Below are 19,085 nucleotides of genomic sequence, written 5' to 3' on the forward strand. Positions count from 1 at the left end.
AAGTGTCAACACACCCTATTTTAGACTTTGATATTTATTTAAAAATCAACGCTTATCACTGATTAAATTTTGACTAATGCAAGAGGTCTATTTAAATATTAGGGGTTCGCTAATAGATTTTTTAGGCAGCAAGCAAAGCTTTCGCTGCCTGACGATGTGCAGCCTGAACCGCTTCAAGATCCAGATTTAGAATTTCCCGGTCTTTTACGACCCATTGTCCATTGACCATGACATGTTCAGCACGGTCTGCACCGCACATTAACAGGCCGGCAATCGGGTCATGAATCCCTGAAAAACGGACATCATCTAGGTTATAAAACGCTAAATCTGCCTGAAAATCTGGTGCGATTTGTCCTAGGTGCTTTTCACGTCCCAATAACTGTGCCGAGCCTTGTGTAGCCCAGGTTAAAGCACGTTCAGGCGTAATCACTTCTGCACCATATTTTAAGCGCTGTAAATACATCGCTTGGCGGGCTTCCAGAATCAGGTTAGATGCATCACCTGAAGCAGAGCCATCCACACCCAGACCAATGACTGCACCTGCTTCCAGTAAATCCATGGTTGGGCAAATCCCTGAAGCCAGACGCATATTGGAATGTGGACAATGACAGATACCGACCTGAGCCTGTCCTAAGCGTTGGATCTCATCAGCATTAAAATGAATGCCATGCGCCAGCCAGGTTCTGGAATTAAGCCAGCCTACACTTTCTAAATAATCGACGGTACGCATGCCAAATTTGGACAGGCAAAATTGTTCTTCATCCAGTGTTTCAGCCAGATGGGTATGCAGACGTACATCCAGTTTTTCTGCCAGTGCAGCACTTTCTCGCATAATTTCTTGTGTGACTGAAAATGGTGAACATGGTGCAAGCGCAATATTGACCATGGCATCAGCACTACGCTGATGGTATTTCTGCACCAGTCGTTCTGAATCCAAAAGGATCGTATCCATATCCTGTACGGTATGTTGCGGTGGCAGGCCACCAGAATCTTCACCCAGACTCATGGAACCACGGGTCAGCATCACACGAATCCCTAATTGTTTTGATGCTTCAACCTGAACATCAATGGCATCGGACAGCTGCTGTGGAAATAGATAATGGTGATCCGCAGCAAAGGTACAACCGGAAAGCAGTAATTCAGACAATGCAATTTGTGTGGCTAGATAATGCTGTTCAGTATTCAATTTGGCCCAGACTGGATATAAGGTTTTTAGCCACGGAAATAGCGGAGCATTTACCACAGGAGCCCAGGCACGGGTTAAGGTCTGATAAAAATGATGATGGCTATTAATCAGTCCCGGTGTAATCACTAAATTCTGGGCATCAAAGAATTGGTCATAAGGCGATGCTGGGGTTTGTCCTAGAGCCACCAGTTCAATAATTTTGCCATCACAAATGACCAAGCCACCACGGGTATCCAGATCATTCGCAGTAAATACAGCAAGAGGATTTTTAATCCATAAGGTTGTCATATCTTTTTTCCAATAAGTTTTATTTGTGCTGCATATGAATCAGGCAGCACATGAGGCATTAAGCTGTTGTAATTTGATTTTCAAATCTTCCATCTGATCGATCAGATGGTTCATCATGATTTGTGAGATACGGGAAATTTGCCGTTTCGGTGCCACACAAAGAGCAAGGGTCAACGGATGCATCCCTTTTTCAATGATCGGTTTAAACACCAGTTCATCACGTTCTAAATAAGGCAATGCATCGATGTAGGACAGTATCCCAATTCCTAAGTTGCGCTCTGCCAAAGAGGTAATCATGCGAATGTCATTACACTCCAGCTTTTGCTGTGGCATAAATTGGTGATGTTTATACAGGCTATAGACATAGTCATGAATGATTAAAGGGGCACAGGGAATGAGATGCTTAAAGTATAAAGTGTCGGAAAAATAGATTTTTTCTGCCTGAGCTAAAGGATGAGATTTGGCCATCACAAATCCAACCGGGATTTCCACAAAAGACATGACTTCGAGCTGATTATGACTTTTAGGATTGAGCAGAATGCCAAAATCAACTTCAGCATCCATAATCATTTTAGAGACGGTATCACTTTCCTGAATCTGGATATTGAAATTGATCCAGGGATAGTTTTCATACATATATTGCAGGGAATCTAAAACGAAACCGTCACTGAGTGCCGCAATGAGCCCTAGTTCAATGCTGCCGCGTGATAAACCCTGAATTTCATCAAAACGTACACAGGTCTGCTGGAATTCTTTTTGCCATTTGAGTAGATCCGCATACAGTAATTCACCCGCTAAAGTTAGCTTCAGGCCACTCGGTAACCGTTCAAAAAGCACGATGCCAAATTCTTCTTCTGCCAGAGTGATCTGACGATGAATCGCGGAGACGGAAATATAAAGCTGATCAGCTGCTTTTCTGAGGCTGCCTGTTTTGGCTACGGCAATAAAATATTCTGAAAATCTTGAAAAAGTAATATTCATAAAATCACGTCAATCCACCTGCATATCGTTTTAATCACATAATCTTCAGCTGGAAACTAAGTGATTCTGGTTCTATGCAAGTGGATAAGCGATTTCTATGCCAATTTTCAAAGAAATGGAACGGTAAAAGTTTTGTGTTCTATTTTTTGGAACACGGGCTACGAAACATTCTAATAGACAGCAGAACAGGCATTTGGCTAATTTTATTAAAGAACAACAAGGCAGCTTAATGAGATAAAAATTTAAGCCGTTGTAATGCGATAAATATTTGTGAGTGAACTATGAATGCGATCCCGGTGCTTAATTTATTCAGTCAACCGCACTGTAGCGGCTTTGACCCATCAGACTGGAATATCCTGGCTCAGCATTGGTATCCAGTTGCCCGTATTCAGGATGTGAGTACTACGCCACAGCAGGTACAACTTCTGGATGTGAAAATGGCGATATATCAAACTGAGAGTGGCAACATTCATCTGGTTCGTGATATCTGTCCGCATCGTGGTGTGCCATTAACCAAAGGCTGGGTAAAGGGTGAAGAAATCATTTGTCCTTATCATGGCTTGCATTACAACACTCAAGGAAAATGCACGAAAATACCGGCTCAACCAGAACTGACTAACATTTCGGATCGTTTTACCTTAACCAAGTTTCCAGTGGTCTTGAAATATGGTCTGGTCTGGACCAGCCTATTTAGCCGAGATGAATCAGAAGCTAATTTCCCTGATCTGGATACTTGGGACAGTGAAGAACATCAATCCATCCTGCCTCCATTTGTTGATATCAGCGGTTCAAGTGGCCGGCAGTTGGAGGGCTTTATCGATGTAGCGCATTTTGCCTGGGTGCATCATGAATCTTTTGCTTCACGTGATAACCCGATCGTGCAAAAGTATTCAACTGTGCGCACCCCTTATGGCTTGCATACGGAATATGTCAGTGATGTCAGCAATTATCCGCATGGCCTGCAGCATCTGGCACCAGAAGGATTCCTGTGGAAACGTGTGTTTGATGTTTATCCACCATTTTCAGCGATTTTAACGGTGCATTTTCCGGAAAATGGCATTCTGAAAATTCTGAATGCCTGCTGTCCGGTATCTCACAATAAAACCCGCTTATTTGTGCCGTTGACCCGTAATTTTGATACGACTGGTGATCTGCAAGCGGTTTACGATTTTAACGCACAGATTTTTTCTGAAGATCAGGACATGGTCGAAAGCCAAAAGCCGGAGGAGTTACCTTTGGATATTACGATGGAAGCGCATTTTGAAGCTGACCGTTCTTCAACGACCTATCGCCGCATTTTGGCGGAATGGGGGCTAAGCAAACGTTATATTGTTTAAATTAAATTTCCTCCTTTATGCACTCTGGTCTGTTGGGGTGCTTTTTTTATTCCATGTCATCTGTTCAAAGTCCTATTTTATAAAGCATATATGACCTTTGAACTCTCAATTGTTAGAGTGATTTATGCCACAGCCTAGTCATGAGCAAATGCTATCTTTTTTAAAATTATCCAATGAAGTTGCCAAACGAGCAATGTCTTTAGGCCATCATCCTTTTGGTGCAGTCCTAGTTGCACCTGATCATGAAACGGTTTTATTGACCCAATGTAATATCGACACGGTCAACCATGCAGAAAGTACCTTAGCCCGGATCGCAGCCAGCAATTTTACACCAGACTATTTAGCTGAATGCACCTTATATACAGCAGTTGAACCTTGCTGCATGTGTTCTGGAACCATTTACTGGGCCAATATCGGACGGGTGGTCTATGCCATGACCGAAGAAAAATTATTGCAATGTACTGGAAACTACAATGAGAATCTGACCATGAGTGTTTCTGCTGCTTATGTCTTTACACATGGTCAGAAGAATATTGAGCTGATTGGACCAATCACGGAACTTGAACAGGAAACGGTTCAATTACAAAAAGACTTCTGGTCATCTCGGTGAAGATTTGAAATTATTCTTTTTATAATCCTGCTTCATTTTATTTATAAGACCATAAATATAGATTTTTTGGATTGTAAGCTCAATTTAAAACGCTGCAATCCAGTTTCTGTATTTTTTTCAAATTACTTTGCTAAATTTGTTTTTCTATTTTTAAAAATCTATTTCTATCCATTCAGTACATTGCCAACTATAAGCCATTTATTGGCGCACACGATTTAGATCTGACGCACTTATCTAGCGCAGATCAGAAGAAAATCACAAGAAATTTTAAATATTCAATCTTATTAACTTCTCAATCTTGAGCTGAGCCTGGTTTTCTAGCAGCTTTGTTTATTGACTTAGATTGGAGTTTATATTTCTCGACTTATTTTCTTAACTGTTAGACTTTTTTATATCAAATATTTGGCAGTAAATAATTGTAATTTATAAAAATAAATAAAAGAACAGATCATTCTAAAAATTATAAGTGCTTTTCAATCCAGCTGTTCTATTTTTTGAACTGAATTGGAATAGAAGTTGCTAATTAATAGAAATATAGCAATCAGTAAAATTTTTGATGTCGATTCAGATCTTTTAAAGCCGCTATTTATAAAACTCAAATGGCATTCACGGAGGCAATTTATGCTGAATATGTCCAAACATAAAAAGATAATGAAAAAATTTTCACTGCCTGTAATTGCGGCTGCAATTATTGGTTTGGGGATCAGTAGCCAGAGCTTCGCAGTCGATAAAGCTGCATTTGTCTATATTGGACCAACCAGTGACCATGGCTGGACATATTCTCATGATCAGGGGCGTATTAAAGCTGAAAAAGCTTTGGGCGGAAAATTTAAAACGACTTATATCGAAAATGTGCCTGAAACGGCCGATGCTGAACGTGTGATTCGTAATCTGGCACAGCAGGGCAATAAAGTCATTTTTGCGACCTCTTTTGGTTATATGAACCAGATGGAAAAAGTCGCGAAGCAGTTCCCCAATACTGTATTCATGCACGCGACTGGTTATAAGCAAGGGAAAAACCTCGGCATCTATGATGTGCGTACCTATGAAGGTGCTTACATGCTGGGTGTAGTGGCAGGGCAAACCACCAAAACCAATACCTTGGGTGTCGTAGCCTCATTCCCGATCCCGGAAGTGGTTCGTAATATTAATGCCTATACCTTGGGTGCACAAAGCGTCAATCCTAAAGTCAAAACCAAAGTCATCTGGGTGAACTCATGGTTTAACCCGGGTAAAGAACGTGATGCGGCTTTGGCACTGATTTCTCAAAAAGCTGATGTGCTGATGCAAAACACGGATTCGCCAGCAGTGGTGCAAGCGGCTCAACAAAAAGGCGTTTATGCCTTTGGTTGGGATTCAGACATGAGCAAATTTGGTCCTAAAGCACATCTGGCTGCTTCAGTATTGCACTGGGAAAAAATTTATAGCCCAGCCATGCAGCAAGTGGCTAATAAAACCTGGAAACCTGCCGCTCTCTGGTATGGCGTAAAACAGGATGCAGTGAAAATTGAAAACTTCGGGCCTGCTGTTCCTGCCAAGGTGAAACAGTCCGCTTTAAATGCACAAAGTGCGATTCATAAAGGCACATTACATCCATTCCAGGGGCCAATCTATAAACAGGATGGAACTTTGGTGATTACCAAAGGCAGCAAAATGACAGATGAAGCGCTTGGAAAAATGAACTTCTATGTAAAAGGGGTTGAAGGTTCATTACCTAAATAATTCTTTCACTATGTGTATGACTTAAAAATAAAAGAAAGTAAATCCTGAAAAATCATCCCCCAGTCCATGAATCACTTTATGGACTGGGCCAAAATGAGTGGAGACTGAGTTATGAGCGATCTGCCTCACATGTCAAATGACATCGAAACGTCATCGCTCAATGAGCAGCAAATTCCACGACTGGAGCTGATTAATATCAGCAAAAGCTATAACTCATTGAAAGCAAATGACAGTATTCATTTAAAAGTCCAACCTGGGCAAATTCATGCCATCCTGGGTGAAAACGGTGCTGGTAAAAGCACCTTGATGAAAATCATCTACGGCGCCACCAAAGCAGATAGCGGTCATATCGTCTGGAATGGTAAAGAGGTACAGATTGAAAGTCCGTCGATGGCCAGAAAACTGGGCATCGGCATGGTGTACCAGCATTTCTCCCTATTTGAAACCATGACCGTGGCTGAAAATATTTTATTAGGTCTGGATGAAAAAATAGATCTAAAAAGCTTATCGGCTAAAATTACCGAAGTATCAGAACAATATGGCTTGCCGGTAGATCCACGGCGTGAAGTTTTTTCTTTATCGGTTGGTGAACGACAACGGGTCGAAATTATCCGCTGTCTACTCCAAAATCCGTCCCTACTCATTTTAGATGAACCGACTTCAGTCTTAACCCCACAAGCGGTACGTCAGTTATTTAAAACTTTGCGACTGGTGGCTTCACAAGGTGTTTCAATTCTTTATATCAGCCATAAATTGCATGAAATCAAAGAACTCTGTGATGAAGCTACAATTCTGCGTAATGGCAAAGTCACCGGCTATGTACTGCCTTCTGAAAATAGTACCAGTGAACTGGCCAAATTAATGATTGGCCGGGAATTGCCGACTTATGCGCATGCTAAATATACAGGCGAACATCGCACGCTGTTCCAGGTAAAAAATCTGAATTATGAAACTGATGATCCTTTTGGCGTGTCCTTATCCAATATTCAACTCAACCTGAATTCGGGTGAAATTCTGGGCATTGCCGGTATTTCGGGTAATGGTCAATCTGAATTACTAGCTCTGCTTTCCGGTGAGCAAACGGCGAAAAAAGGCCAAGTCTTTCTATTAGATCATGACATTTCTGAACTCAGTGCAGGCCAGCGACGTGATCTAGGCTTGGGCTTTGTTCCGGAAGAGCGTTTAGGTCGGGGTGCTGTGCCGAATATGACATTGGCACAAAACACCTTACTGACTGCTTTCCGTCAGGGTTTAAACAAATGGGGCTTTATCCAGTTTGATAAAACTGTCGCTTTTGCCCAGCAATGTATCGAAAAATTCGGGGTAAAAGCAGCAGGACCACATGCTGAAGCGCGCAGCCTTTCGGGCGGGAATTTGCAGAAATTTATTGTAGGACGTGAAATCCTCCAACAGCCTAAAGTGCTGATTATTTCCCAGCCAACCTGGGGCGTTGATGTCGGCGCATCGATGTTTATCCGTCAAACCCTGATTGATCTTTCCCGCCAAGGCGTTGCGATTTTAGTAATTTCGGAAGAGCTGGAAGAACTGTTTGAAATTAGCGACCAGATTTGTGTTCTGGCTGGTGGAAAGCTGTCTGCACCCGTTCCAGCTAAAAATACCAATGCAGAACAGATTGGCCTGCTCATGTCAGGTATTCAGGCAGATCCAGCAATATTAGCTGAGTCCGAGGCTGTCCATGAAGCACACGCGTAGAGAAGAGGTGTAAATATGCATTTATTAGAACCTAGAGAACATCCTTCTCAATTAATGAAATGGCTTTCCCCCGTGCTTGCATTACTCGCCATGCTAGTGGTGGGTAGCCTATTGTTTTTAATGCTTGGAGTGAATCCTGCTCAGGCTTTATATATCTTTTTTATCGAGCCGCTAAGCTCAGTCTATAACCTGAGTGAGCTGATAATTAAAGCCAGTCCGCTGATTTTAATTGCCTTAGGTCTAGCTGTTGGGTTTCGTGCCCGTCTGTTTAATATTGGTGCCGAAGGGCAGTTGGCTATGGGGGCCATCTTTGGCGGTGGTATCGCCATCCTGTTTCATGAGCAGATCGGCTGGTGGATTTTACCGTTGATGGTGATTATGGGCGCGATTGGCGGTGCAATTTGGGGTCTGATTCCAGCACTGCTAAAAACCTATTTTAATGCACAGGAAACTTTGACGACCTTGATGATGAACTATGTCGCGTTTTTCCTGCTCATGTATCTGGTCAATGGCCCATGGCGTGATCCGGATGGTATGAATTTTCCACAATCCGTAATGTTCTCGGAAAGCGCGACCTTGCCGCTGATTATGGAAGGCACACGGATTAACGCCTCAATTTTTATCACAATCATCGCAGTGGTGCTGTTCTGGATTTTTATCCGTAAGAGCTTGATGGCCTATAAACTGGAAGTCAGTGGTCAGGCGCCTTTAGCAGCCCAATATGCAGGATTTTCAGCTAAAAAAGCCATCTGGTTAAGTTTAGGAATTTCAGGTCTGATGGCGGGGATCGCCGGAATCTGTGAAGTAGCAGGGCCAATCGGCCAGCTCAATCCGAATATTTCGCCAGGATACGGTTATGCGGCCATTATTGTGGCTTATCTCGGCCGACTAAATCCAATTGGAATCGTACTTTCAGGTTTCCTGATGGCGCTGATCTATTTAGGTGGCGAACTGGCACAAATGCAGTTGCAACTCCCAGTCGCGATTACCGGAATTTTCCAGGGCCTGCTTTTATTTTTCCTGCTGGCTTCAGATGCCCTGATTGAAAACCGCTACCGTTTTGCCAAAAAGAAAATCAAAAAAACCATGACCACTGCGCAAGTAGCCTGATCCAGACAGAAGAAGGATAACAACATGAGTATTGAATTAACCGCAATTGTTGCCGGAACTGTCGCTGCGGCAACGCCATTGATCTTTGCCGGGCTGGGTGAGCTGGTAGCAGAGCGTACCGGTGTCATTAATCTTGGGGTAGAAGGCATGATGCTGGTCGGTGCCATTGCTGGATTTGCTTTCGCTAGCCAGTATGAAGCCAGTGTCGCCAGTGCCTTATTTATGGGCGGATTGGCAGGCACATTGATGGCACTAATTTTTGCATTTTTTACTTTGTCCTTAAGTACTAACCAATCCGCCTGTGGCCTGGCACTCACTATTTTTGGGATCGGGATTTCAGCCTTTCTTGGACAGAATTATGTCAGTACCGCCTTACCGGGTCTGGAAAATCTAAAAATTCCGGGACTCGTAGATATTCCATTCATAGGACCAGTCCTGTTCCAGCAAAACTATGTAGTGTATCTGTCCATTCTTGCTTTTGTGTTGGTGTGGTGGGTACTGAGTAAAACTCGTTTAGGCCTGTTACTGAAAGCAGTAGGGGAATCTCCAGAAAGCGCACATGCCATGGGCTATAACGTGCTGGCGATTCGCTATGGTGCAGTCATGTTTGGCGGTGCAATGGCAGGTATTGGCGGTGCATTTTTATCTACGGTTTATACGCCCATGTGGGTTGAAAATATGGTTGCAGGGCGCGGCTGGATTGCAATTGCTTTAGTCGTTTTTGCTGCATGGAAACCAACACGTTTGATGTTGGGTGCATATCTATTTGGTGGTGTAACGATTTTGCAGTTTCATGCTCAAGCGCTGGGTCTAGAAGTACCGAATGAACTGTTATCGGCATTGCCATACATCGCAACCATTATTGTCTTAGTCCTCATTTCACATGACAAGAAGTTATTGAAACTCAATTTACCAGCGTCACTTGGCAAAACCTTTAGCCCTTAATCGGACGAATTTCAGGAATTACTTTATGAAAATTATAAGCGCAGATTATGTCCTGACCATGAACTCAAACCTGGACTGTATTAAAGGTGGTGCCATCCTGATTGATGGTGTTCTCATTAAACAGGTAGGAACATTACAGGAAGTAACTCAGCAATATCCTGAAGCTGCAGTTACCCAGTATCCCAAAAGTTTATTGATGCCGGGTTTGATTAATACCCACTGCCACTCAGGCCTGCTCCGCGGTACTGCCGAAGGTTTACCAGTCTGGGACTGGCTGCAGCAGTTTATTGACCCGATGCATCGGGTAGTGACTCCGGAAGATGCCAAAATCGCCTCTTATCTCTGTTATGCAGAAGCGCTGCTATCCGGCACAACTACCATTGTGGATATGTGGCGTTATATGGAAGGTAGTGCCGAGGCTGCACAGCAACTCGGTATACGTGCAGTGCTGGTGCCATATGTGGCTGAACATCTAGATCACAACTATTTTGAAACCCTCAATAGCAATGAAGCTTTAATTCAAAAATGGCATCAAGCCGAAAATGGGCGAATTCAGGTCTGGGTTGGCTTGGAACATCTGTTTTATGCTGAAGAAAATGCATTGGCACGTATCCAGAAAATATGTCATGAATATCAGACTGGTTTTCACACGCATAGCAATGAAAGCAAGTTTGATGTCGAAGAAAACCTTCGACGTTATGGCGTGCGCCCGATCCAGACGCTGGAGCAAATGGGTATGCTGGATGTGCCTCAATGTCTGTTAGCGCATTGTGTCTGGGCTGATTCAACAGAGATCGAAATCTTAAAACACTATAATATTGGTGTCGCACATAATCCGATCTCGAATATGAAACTCGCCTCGGGGGCTGCACCCATTACGGAAATGCTTAAACACGGCATAGCAGTAGGACTGGGTACAGACGGCGAGAAAGAAAATAATAATCTGGATATGTTTGAAGAAATGAAAACTGCTTCATTATTGGCGAAGTTTTCTGGTTTAGATGCCGCAGCACTCGACTCATGGTCAGTCTGTCAGATGGCAACTCGGACAGGTGCCAAAGCCTTAGGTATGCAGGATCAGATTGGTTCGCTAGAAGCTGGAAAACTTGCCGATATGATTGCAGTAGATATTGCGACCCCAAGAATGACACCCTTGATTGATCAAGGCCCGTTATTTAATTTACATACCAATCTGGTACATGCAGTACAAGGACAGGATGTGCACATGACCATGGTGAACGGTCAGGTAGTAGTAGAAAACCGAAAACTGGTGCGTGCTGATCTACAAATCTTAATTGATCAGGTCAATCAGGCTGCTCCAGCCTTGTTCCAGCGCCGCGCGAAATGGCTCGCAGAACAGGGAAGTACGGTCAATGAGTTACAGCGCCTATAAATAGAACTCAAAATTGCCCCTAACTTTAAACAGGCTTATCTATGCTCCAGAATGGATAAAAAGGCTTCGATAAAGTTAGGCAGTCTTTTATGATGAATCTGGCCGACCTTGATCACTTCATAGGTCAGACCATCAGCCAGAAGGTTGTTACTTTCAGCTTTTAATTTCTGCAATGTTAACTGTAAGCCTTTTAACCATTCTTCAAGCGCCTTGATCGGAATATCATTTTTAAGATTTCCACCTTGCATGGCAGTTTTAAAATGACTCAAGGTCGTACTATCTTTAAAGCAGGCTTCCACCTGATGTTCAGTACTTTCAAACAGGTCATGCTTAATCACAAATAAAAATTTTCCAATCGCTGGTTTAAGCGCACTGAGATAAATATTTTTTTTATTCAGGGTATATCTTTTATTTCTAGTATTAATAAATTCTGAATTCCAGCCTTGAGATTCTAGAAAATGATCCATTTCAGCGAAGATGAGATCAGTGAATTGTTCCTCAATGCGTTCTGCGATTTCCTTCAGTTCATGACTGAGCACGATCAGGTTATTTTCCAGCTTTGAGCGCTAGGATTTTTCTTCATTATGCTGCTTGGATTGGGCCAAAATGGCTTGGAAGCATTGTTCAGGCGTCATGATTTTACTCACTTGATATGCAGCCTTGATCACTTAATCATGTGACTGAATAGCTTTAATTGCAAGTAGGAAAAGAGGAGGGAGAATTGGTAAGATTTGAAAAATAAAATATATACTTTTATCGATGCAAATTATTGTTTTTAAATTTTATATTCTATATTAAATCATGTTTTATTTAGTTTTAAGCTCGAATCATTACATATTTTGTAGCGATTCAATGGAGTTATTTATAATGACTCATTTTACTTACAATTAGCTGATCAAAAGATGAAGCCAATATAAAGTGGTTAACGAGAATATTGATAGAAAGGATTAAGAAAATATACATCTATAATCAACTATAAAGAGTCAATAATTTTAATTTTTACATATATTTAAACTTTATCTAACAGATATCACTTTTTATCTTATTTAATGGTTTTAGATACCTTTATAGAACCAGATTTTTTCAATTTTCCTCGGTAACAAATTCAAGAATAGAAAGGCGATGACCATCAAGTTTCAGTATAAAAAACGCACAAAAAGACCAAATGTTTTTTATTACGCAATTTGAATTGGTAAATTTTTGTACAAAAGAACTAATGTAGAAAAAATATTTATAGGTAGCATTATTTTTATTAATATTATATTTAATTCCTCTTAAATTATTGAATTTAAAATTTAAAATTTTATTAAATTAAAATTAACAAAAGGATTAGATTAGCTAAACTTCATAACATTATTAATACTTTTCCTTCATTATTTGAAACTAAAAAATTAAATGAGTGTACTATATTTAGTAAAAACGTGATTAAGGTGAAGCATTTAATGTTTATTTCTCCCTTATCTAAGGCTGTCTATACATCCTTAGTTGGATTGCTATTGGCAAATACAACTACTCAGGCCGCTGATGCATTTAGTGCAGAAAGTCCGTGGATGTTGGGTGACTGGAATGGTCAACGTATCCAGCTTCAAGAGCAGGGCTATGATTTTAGCTTTGGATATACAGGTGAAATGGCAACTTTGCTTGACGCGAAACGCTCAAATAGCCATGGCACAGAATATACAGGTCAGTTAAACCTGGGTATTCATCTGGATCTGGAAAAAATTGCTGGCTGGCAAGACACTGAAGCACAAATTACAGTAACTCATCGCGATGGTCGCAACCTTTCGAATACTTCTGATGCGCTTACAGGACATTTAAGTTCAGTTCAGGAAGTATGGGGTCGCGGTCAAACTTGGCGTCTAACAGATTTCTGGATCAAGAAACAATTCTTGGATCAAAAACTGGATGTAAAAGTCGGGCGTTTTGGTGAAGGTGAAGACTTTAACAGTTTTGATTGTGACTTCCAGAATCTGGCATTGTGCGGTTCACAAGTGGGTAACTGGGTAGGGGATCAATGGTATAACTGGCCAGTTTCTCAATGGGCTGCGCGGGTTAAATATAACGTTACCCCGGAAGTTTATACTCAGGTAGGGGTTTATGAATACAACCCTGAAAATGCTGACAATCGTGGCAAAGGCTTTAGCCTGAGCACAGACGGATCTAAAGGCGCGATTATTCCTGCAGAAGTGGTCTGGACACCGAAACTGGGTGAGCAAAAACTGCCAGGTGAATATCGTGCCGGTTATTACTACAGCACCGCTGATGCCAAAATATTTGATGGCGTGACTCCACAAGATGAACAAACCCAAAATGGTCATCATCACGGGGGGTGGATTGTAGCTAAGCAACAGCTGACTTCACATCAAGGGGATACATCACGTGGTTTAAGCGGTTTCGTGAACGTCACTGTTCATGACTCTAAAACCAACCAAGTTAGTGATATGCAAAATATCGGTCTTGTCTACAAAGGTGCGATGGATGCCCGTCCACAGGATGAAATCGCTTTAGGTGTTGCCCGGATCAATATGAACAATGATGTATTGGGTAACCGTAGTGAAGAAGTCGATGCAGAAATCTATTACGGCATTCATGCAACTAACTGGCTAACCATCCGTCCAAACCTGCAATATGTCCATCATGTCGGCGCATATAAAGACGGTGAAAATGTCTGGGTAGGCGGAATCAAGTTTAATACGTCGTTCTAAACGGAGTTTTTAGTTGCAAATACACAATTGATTCTTCCTTTACTTTGGGGCATTGATGAACTGATACTCCAAGTATTCATGTATTTATAACTAAGAACTTAACAATATGGTGTCTATGCCGCTTAAGTGCTTAGACGTTCAAGAAATCAAAAAAAAGGTGTTCAATATGAATACTTCGTCTTCAGGTTCAGTACTGAAAACGATTCTGGCAGCTATTGCTGCCATTTTCGGTTTGGTTCTGCTATTTGGAGGAATATATCTGGCAACACTTGGTGGGTCTTGGTACTACATCATTGCCGGTCTGTTCTTCCTGGCGACAGCAGTGTTATTACAAAAACGTAAAAGCACAGCTCTTATTGTTTATGCAGTATTGGTCCTTGGTACAGTGGTATGGGGGCTTTGGGAAGTGGGTTCAGACTTCTTTGCACTGGCACCACGTCTAGATATTTTAGGCCTATTCGGTCTGGCTCTGCTGATTCCTGCAGTGACTCGCGGTTTTGGCGACAGCAAAGCGGCAAAAATGGCGCTGACTGGCTCCTTGGCAATTACGATTGCTGTCATGATTTACTCTGTATTTAATGACCCGCAAGAAATCCGTGGCGAATTAAAATCACAGCAACCTGCAGTCCATCAAGCCATTCCGGGTATTGCCGATGAAGATTGGCCTGCTTATGGTCGTACTCAGTCAGGTTTACGTTATTCTCCATTAAAACAGATTACTGCTGATAACGTAAAAGATCTGGAGTTAGCTTGGGAATTTCATACCGGTGATGTAAAAACGGATAAAGATTCTGGTGAAACTACGAATCAGGTAACCCCGATTAAAGTGGGTAATAACCTGTTTATGTGTACCACTCACCAGTACCTGATTGCACTTGATCCTGCGACGGGTAAGGAAAAATGGCGTTTTGATCCTAAGCTGAAAGCGGACAATACCTTCCAGCATTTAACTTGCCGTGGCGTATCTTATTATGATGCGAACAATACTGCAGGTTTTGAAAGCAGCCTGGCTGCGCGTTCAACTACGTCTGCCGAATGTCCTCAGAAAGTAATCTTACCAGTGAATGACGGACGTTTGGTGGCGGTCAATGCAACTACTGGTAAGGTATGTTCCGACTTTGGTAATAACGGCGAAGTCGATCTGCAAAAAGACATGCCATTCCCATATCCAGGCGGTTATAACCCGACTTCACCTCCTGTGGTGACAGGTACAACTATTATCATCGCCGGTTCAACCACAGATAACTATTCAACTGAAGAACCTTCAGGTGTCATTCGTGGTTATGATGTAAATACTGGTGAATTGCTCTGGGTATTTGATACTGGCGCAGAAGATCCAAACGCGATTCCAGCTCCTGGTCAAAAATTCGTAAATAACTCTCCAAACGCATGGGCGCCATTGGCTTATGATGCACAGCTGGATATCGTCTATGTACCAACAGGTGTAGGTACACCGGATATCTACGGTGGTCACCGTACTGAGCTAGACGAGCGTTATGCGAACTCTATGCTGGCGATTAATGCATCTACCGGTAAATTGATCTGGAACTTCCAGACTACTCACCACGACTTGTGGGATATGGATGTACCCGCTCAACCGACATTGACTGATATCAAAGACAAAAACGGGAAAATGGTTCCAGCGATCTATGTGCTGACCAAAACCGGTAATGCCTTTGTATTAGACCGTCGTACAGGTGAAGCGATCGTTCCGATTACTGAAAAACCAGTACCTCAGTCAGTAAAACGCGGTCCACAAACCAAAGGCGAATGGTATTCAAAAACTCAACCATTCTCTGACTTTAACCTGGCACCTAAAGATAAATTGACTGATAAAGACATGTGGGGTGCCACTATGTTTGACCAGTTGATGTGTCGTGTATCGTTCAAGAAATTAAACTATGACGGTATTTATACGCCACCCTCTGAAAATGGTACGTTAGTGTTCCCGGGTAACCTCGGTGTATTCGAATGGGGCGGTATGTCAGTCAACCCAGACCGTCAAATCGCATTAACCAATCCAATTGGTTTGCCATTTGTATCTCGTCTGATTCCGCAAGATCCGAACCGTAAGCAGACTGCCAAAGGTGCAGGTACTGAAGCGGGGGTACAGCCAATGTATGGCGTGCCTTATGGTGTTGAAATCAGTGCCTTCCTCTCTCCATTCGGCTTACCATGTAAGCAACCTGCATGGGGTTATGTGGCTGGTGTTGATCTGACCAATCATGAAATCGCTTGGAAACGTCGTATCGGTACGATTCGTGACAGTATGCCGGGCATTCCATTACCTCCATTTAAAATGGGTGTACCAATGTTAGGTGGTCCAATCTCGACTGCAGGTAATGTGATGTTTGTCGGTGCAACTCAAGACAATTACATCCGTGCGATCAACGTGACTAATGGTGATGAGCTGTGGAAAGGTCGTCTACCTGCAGGTGGTCAAGCGACGCCAATGACTTATGAAGCCAATGGTAAGCAGTATGTTGTGATTATGGCGGGTGGTCACGGTTCCTTCGGTACCAAAATGGGTGACTCTTTGGTTGCCTATGCACTACCTGACAATAAATAATGAAGTTTTATAGTTAAGTAAAAAAGCCTGATTCGTCAGGCTTTTTTATGCAAAATACAGGCTGTTATGACAATAAAGCTTGATTAGAAAATCATGAACCTTTAGCTCAGCTTTCCTGCAAGTATTCAGTTTGATCTTATGCAGATGCTGAGTCTTTAAAATTAATAAGACACTTTTAAAACGTTTGAACTCCCATGGCATGAGTGAATGCCATATATCAGGAATATTAGCTATGCACCTTCATACCACGCGGTTGCCGATGAAATCGACTTTATCCTGTCTGATTGCTTGTATCAGTCAAGGAATTTATGCGGAAGAACCGGTTACAGAGGTACAGCGACTGGCTCCCATTGTGGTTGAAGCAACCCGTACAGATCGTGCCATTCTGGAAACACCGGCATCTACCTATTATCTGAATCAGGAACAACAGAATAGCCTGAATGTAAATCTGTCTGAAACCTTAAAAGGTGTACCAGGTTTGCAGCTGAATAACCGCGAAAATTATGCTCAGGATTTACAGATCTCAATGCGGGGCTTCGGTGCGCGTTCGACTTTCGGTGTGCGAGGAGTACGTTTATATGTAGACGGTATTCCTGCGACTATGCCGGATGGGCAGGGGCAAACCTCGAATATTGACCTGAATAGTTTGGATCATATTGAAGTGCTGAGTGGGCCATTTTCTTCGCTATATGGTAATTCTTCTGGCGGAACCATCCTGACACAAAGCCGTGAAGGACAGGGACCTGATTCAGTCACTTTGGGATATTCGGGTGGCAGTCAGAATAAAGGCCAAACGAACCTGGTGCTACAAGGTGGTTCAGAAAATGCTTCTGAACCAAGCTATATCATCAGTTCATCTTATTTTGATACGGATGGTTTTCGTGATCATAGTGGTGCACATAAAGTACTGAACAATGCCAAGCTGACGTGGGATCTGGACGATGGCTCTAAAATTAATTGGATCAATAACTATGTCAAAATTGCAGCAGATGATCCAGGTGGTTTAACTCGAGATCAATGGCGAGAAAATCCTAAACAGGTCGCAGCGAATGTGTTGCTATATAATGCACGTAAAGAAATTGAGCAAGTGCAAACTGGCTTAACATGGAATAAACCCATCAATGAATTAAATGAAATTTATGCAATGGTCTATGCTGGTCAGCGTTCTGTAACCCAATATCAATCAACGCCTAAATGTGCTTATGTTAAGGACACAGATGTTTGTATCCCTAATACAATCCAGCTGGGTAAAAAGCATGCGGGTGGTGTCATTGATTTTGATCGTAACTTTTATGGTGCAGATATCCGTTGGATGGGTAAAGAGGTTATACATAACTTAAAATTGATTGCTGGGGTGGCGATTGATGGCATGACCGAAGACCGTAAAGGCTATCAAAACTTTGTCGGTAATACTTTAGGCGTTAAAGGTGAACTCCGTCGTAATGAAGACAATACGCTTTGGAATGCAGATCCTTATATTCAAGCATCTTATAACTTTGCGCCAGATTGGACGCTAGATGCTGGTTTGCGTTATAGCAATGTGCATTTTAAATCTGAAGATCGATACCTAAGCAATGGCGATAATTCAGGTAAAACGACTTATGAGAAATTACTGCCTTCAGTTGCATTAAGTTGGAAAATTCTTCCTGATTTAATGACTTATGCAAGCTATGCACAAGGTTTTGAAACACCAACATTTACCGAAATGGCTTATCCGGCTGATGGTAGCAACGATGTACTAAGCTTAAAAGCGGCTGAAAGTGAAACTTATGAGCTAGGATTAAAATCTGCGAATCGCTTTGGTGATATGACCTTAGCAGCATTTCAGACTCAAACCAAAAATGACATTGTTTCTGCGGGAAGTGATGGCGGGCGCTCAACGTTTCGTAATGCAGATAAAACTCTAAGAAAAGGATTAGAGCTATCTTGGAATAAAGATCTTTGGCGTGATCTAGCAGCTCAAGCCAGCTATAGCTATATTGATGCAACATTTGATGCCGATATTCCAGCAATTGGTACAGTAGCTGCAGTTTCGTCAGGTAATTATATTCCTGGAATTGCTAAAAATCAGGCTTTTGTCAGTCTAGGCTGGAAACCTGAAAATGGCTTTAATGCAGGTCTTGATGTGCGTTATTCAGACCGAATTTTTGTGAATGATATTAATTCTGAAGTTGCACCAAGTTATACAGTGGCTGGGGCTAATGTAGGCTATAACTGGAATGTCAAAGATTTATCTATAAAAACGTTTGCACGTGTAGATAATCTGTTTGATAAGGATTATTCAGGTTCAGTCATTGTCAATGAAAGCAATGGTCGTTTCTATGAACCTGCAGAAGGTCGTAACTGGAGTGCTGGGTTAAGCGTGACAAAACAGTTTTAATTTAAATCTGATTTAAGCTTTCTCAATTTATTCAAGATTAATATTCACATATGAGTGTCCGCCAAGATAAGCAATAAGTGCAAATCTAAGGCGGACATTTCTATTTAAAGCTAATATATAATTCATTTCGTATAATGTAGCCATGA

General features: G+C 42.1%; 13 protein-coding genes. 10 read left to right on the forward strand and 3 right to left on the reverse strand.

Going from position 1 to position 19,085, the window contains the following annotated elements:
* Positions 1 to 121: 121 nt before the first annotated feature.
* Together B3J29_RS01660 and B3J29_RS01665 are read right to left on the reverse strand one after the other, a co-directional pair.
* Complete coding sequence (locus tag B3J29_RS01660) at positions 122 to 1,474, reverse strand: 8-oxoguanine deaminase (protein WP_286964225.1); 1,353 nt, start codon at positions 1,472 to 1,474, stop codon at positions 122 to 124.
* A 39-nt stretch (positions 1,475 to 1,513) separates the two neighbouring features.
* Positions 1,514 to 2,455: a LysR family transcriptional regulator gene (locus tag B3J29_RS01665; RefSeq protein WP_286964226.1), complete on the reverse strand. Its 942-nt coding sequence runs from the start codon at positions 2,453 to 2,455 to the stop codon at positions 1,514 to 1,516.
* Positions 2,456 to 2,736: 281 nt separating this feature from the next.
* Between B3J29_RS01665 and B3J29_RS01670 the strand changes: the two genes are divergently transcribed.
* From B3J29_RS01670 to B3J29_RS01700, 7 genes are all read left to right on the forward strand, one after another.
* The gene (locus tag B3J29_RS01670) at positions 2,737 to 3,792 is read left to right on the forward strand and encodes an aromatic ring-hydroxylating oxygenase subunit alpha (protein WP_286964227.1); all 1,056 of its coding nucleotides are present in this window, start codon (positions 2,737 to 2,739) and stop codon (positions 3,790 to 3,792) included.
* A gap of 124 nt (positions 3,793 to 3,916) precedes the next feature.
* A complete protein-coding gene (locus B3J29_RS01675) occupies positions 3,917 to 4,402 on the forward strand; it encodes a nucleoside deaminase (RefSeq protein WP_286964228.1) in 486 nt (161 codons plus the stop codon).
* A 621-nt stretch (positions 4,403 to 5,023) separates the two neighbouring features.
* The gene (locus B3J29_RS01680) at positions 5,024 to 6,124 is read left to right on the forward strand and encodes a BMP family ABC transporter substrate-binding protein (RefSeq protein ID WP_375725438.1); all 1,101 of its coding nucleotides are present in this window, start codon (positions 5,024 to 5,026) and stop codon (positions 6,122 to 6,124) included.
* Positions 6,125 to 6,235: 111 nt separating this feature from the next.
* Entirely contained in the window at positions 6,236 to 7,837 is a 1,602-nt protein-coding gene (locus tag B3J29_RS01685) for an ABC transporter ATP-binding protein (RefSeq protein WP_286964230.1), read from the forward strand.
* Positions 7,838 to 7,852: 15 nt separating this feature from the next.
* Entirely contained in the window at positions 7,853 to 8,947 is a 1,095-nt protein-coding gene (locus tag B3J29_RS01690) for an ABC transporter permease (RefSeq protein WP_286964231.1), read from the forward strand.
* Between the two features lie 24 nt (positions 8,948 to 8,971).
* The gene (locus tag B3J29_RS01695) at positions 8,972 to 9,892 is read left to right on the forward strand and encodes an ABC transporter permease (protein ID WP_286964232.1); all 921 of its coding nucleotides are present in this window, start codon (positions 8,972 to 8,974) and stop codon (positions 9,890 to 9,892) included.
* Between the two features lie 25 nt (positions 9,893 to 9,917).
* Positions 9,918 to 11,285 carry an amidohydrolase family protein gene (locus tag B3J29_RS01700; protein ID WP_286964233.1) on the forward strand — a complete coding sequence of 456 codons (1,368 nt, stop codon included), beginning with the start codon at positions 9,918 to 9,920 and terminating at the stop codon, positions 11,283 to 11,285.
* Positions 11,286 to 11,320: 35 nt separating this feature from the next.
* Here the strand turns inward: B3J29_RS01700 and B3J29_RS01705 are convergent, their stop codons facing one another.
* Positions 11,321 to 11,824 (reverse strand): hypothetical protein, encoded by a 504-nt coding sequence (locus tag B3J29_RS01705; protein WP_286964234.1) that lies wholly within the window; start codon positions 11,822 to 11,824, stop codon positions 11,321 to 11,323.
* 903 nt (positions 11,825 to 12,727) lie between these two features.
* Here B3J29_RS01705 and B3J29_RS01710 point away from each other — a divergent pair.
* The 3 genes from B3J29_RS01710 to B3J29_RS01720 all read left to right on the forward strand — a co-directional run bounded on the left by B3J29_RS01710 (position 12,728) and on the right by B3J29_RS01720 (position 18,939).
* A complete protein-coding gene (locus tag B3J29_RS01710; RefSeq protein WP_286964235.1) occupies positions 12,728 to 13,990 on the forward strand; it encodes a carbohydrate porin in 1,263 nt (420 codons plus the stop codon).
* A 166-nt stretch (positions 13,991 to 14,156) separates the two neighbouring features.
* The gene (locus B3J29_RS01715) at positions 14,157 to 16,559 is read left to right on the forward strand and encodes a glucose/quinate/shikimate family membrane-bound PQQ-dependent dehydrogenase (protein WP_005235630.1); all 2,403 of its coding nucleotides are present in this window, start codon (positions 14,157 to 14,159) and stop codon (positions 16,557 to 16,559) included.
* 232 nt (positions 16,560 to 16,791) lie between these two features.
* Positions 16,792 to 18,939: a TonB-dependent receptor family protein gene (locus tag B3J29_RS01720; RefSeq protein WP_286964236.1), complete on the forward strand. Its 2,148-nt coding sequence runs from the start codon at positions 16,792 to 16,794 to the stop codon at positions 18,937 to 18,939.
* Positions 18,940 to 19,085 lie beyond the last annotated feature (146 nt).

The organism is Acinetobacter sp. UBA5984, from assembly GCF_002429925.1.
GTDB lineage: Bacteria > Pseudomonadota > Gammaproteobacteria > Pseudomonadales > Moraxellaceae > Acinetobacter > Acinetobacter variabilis.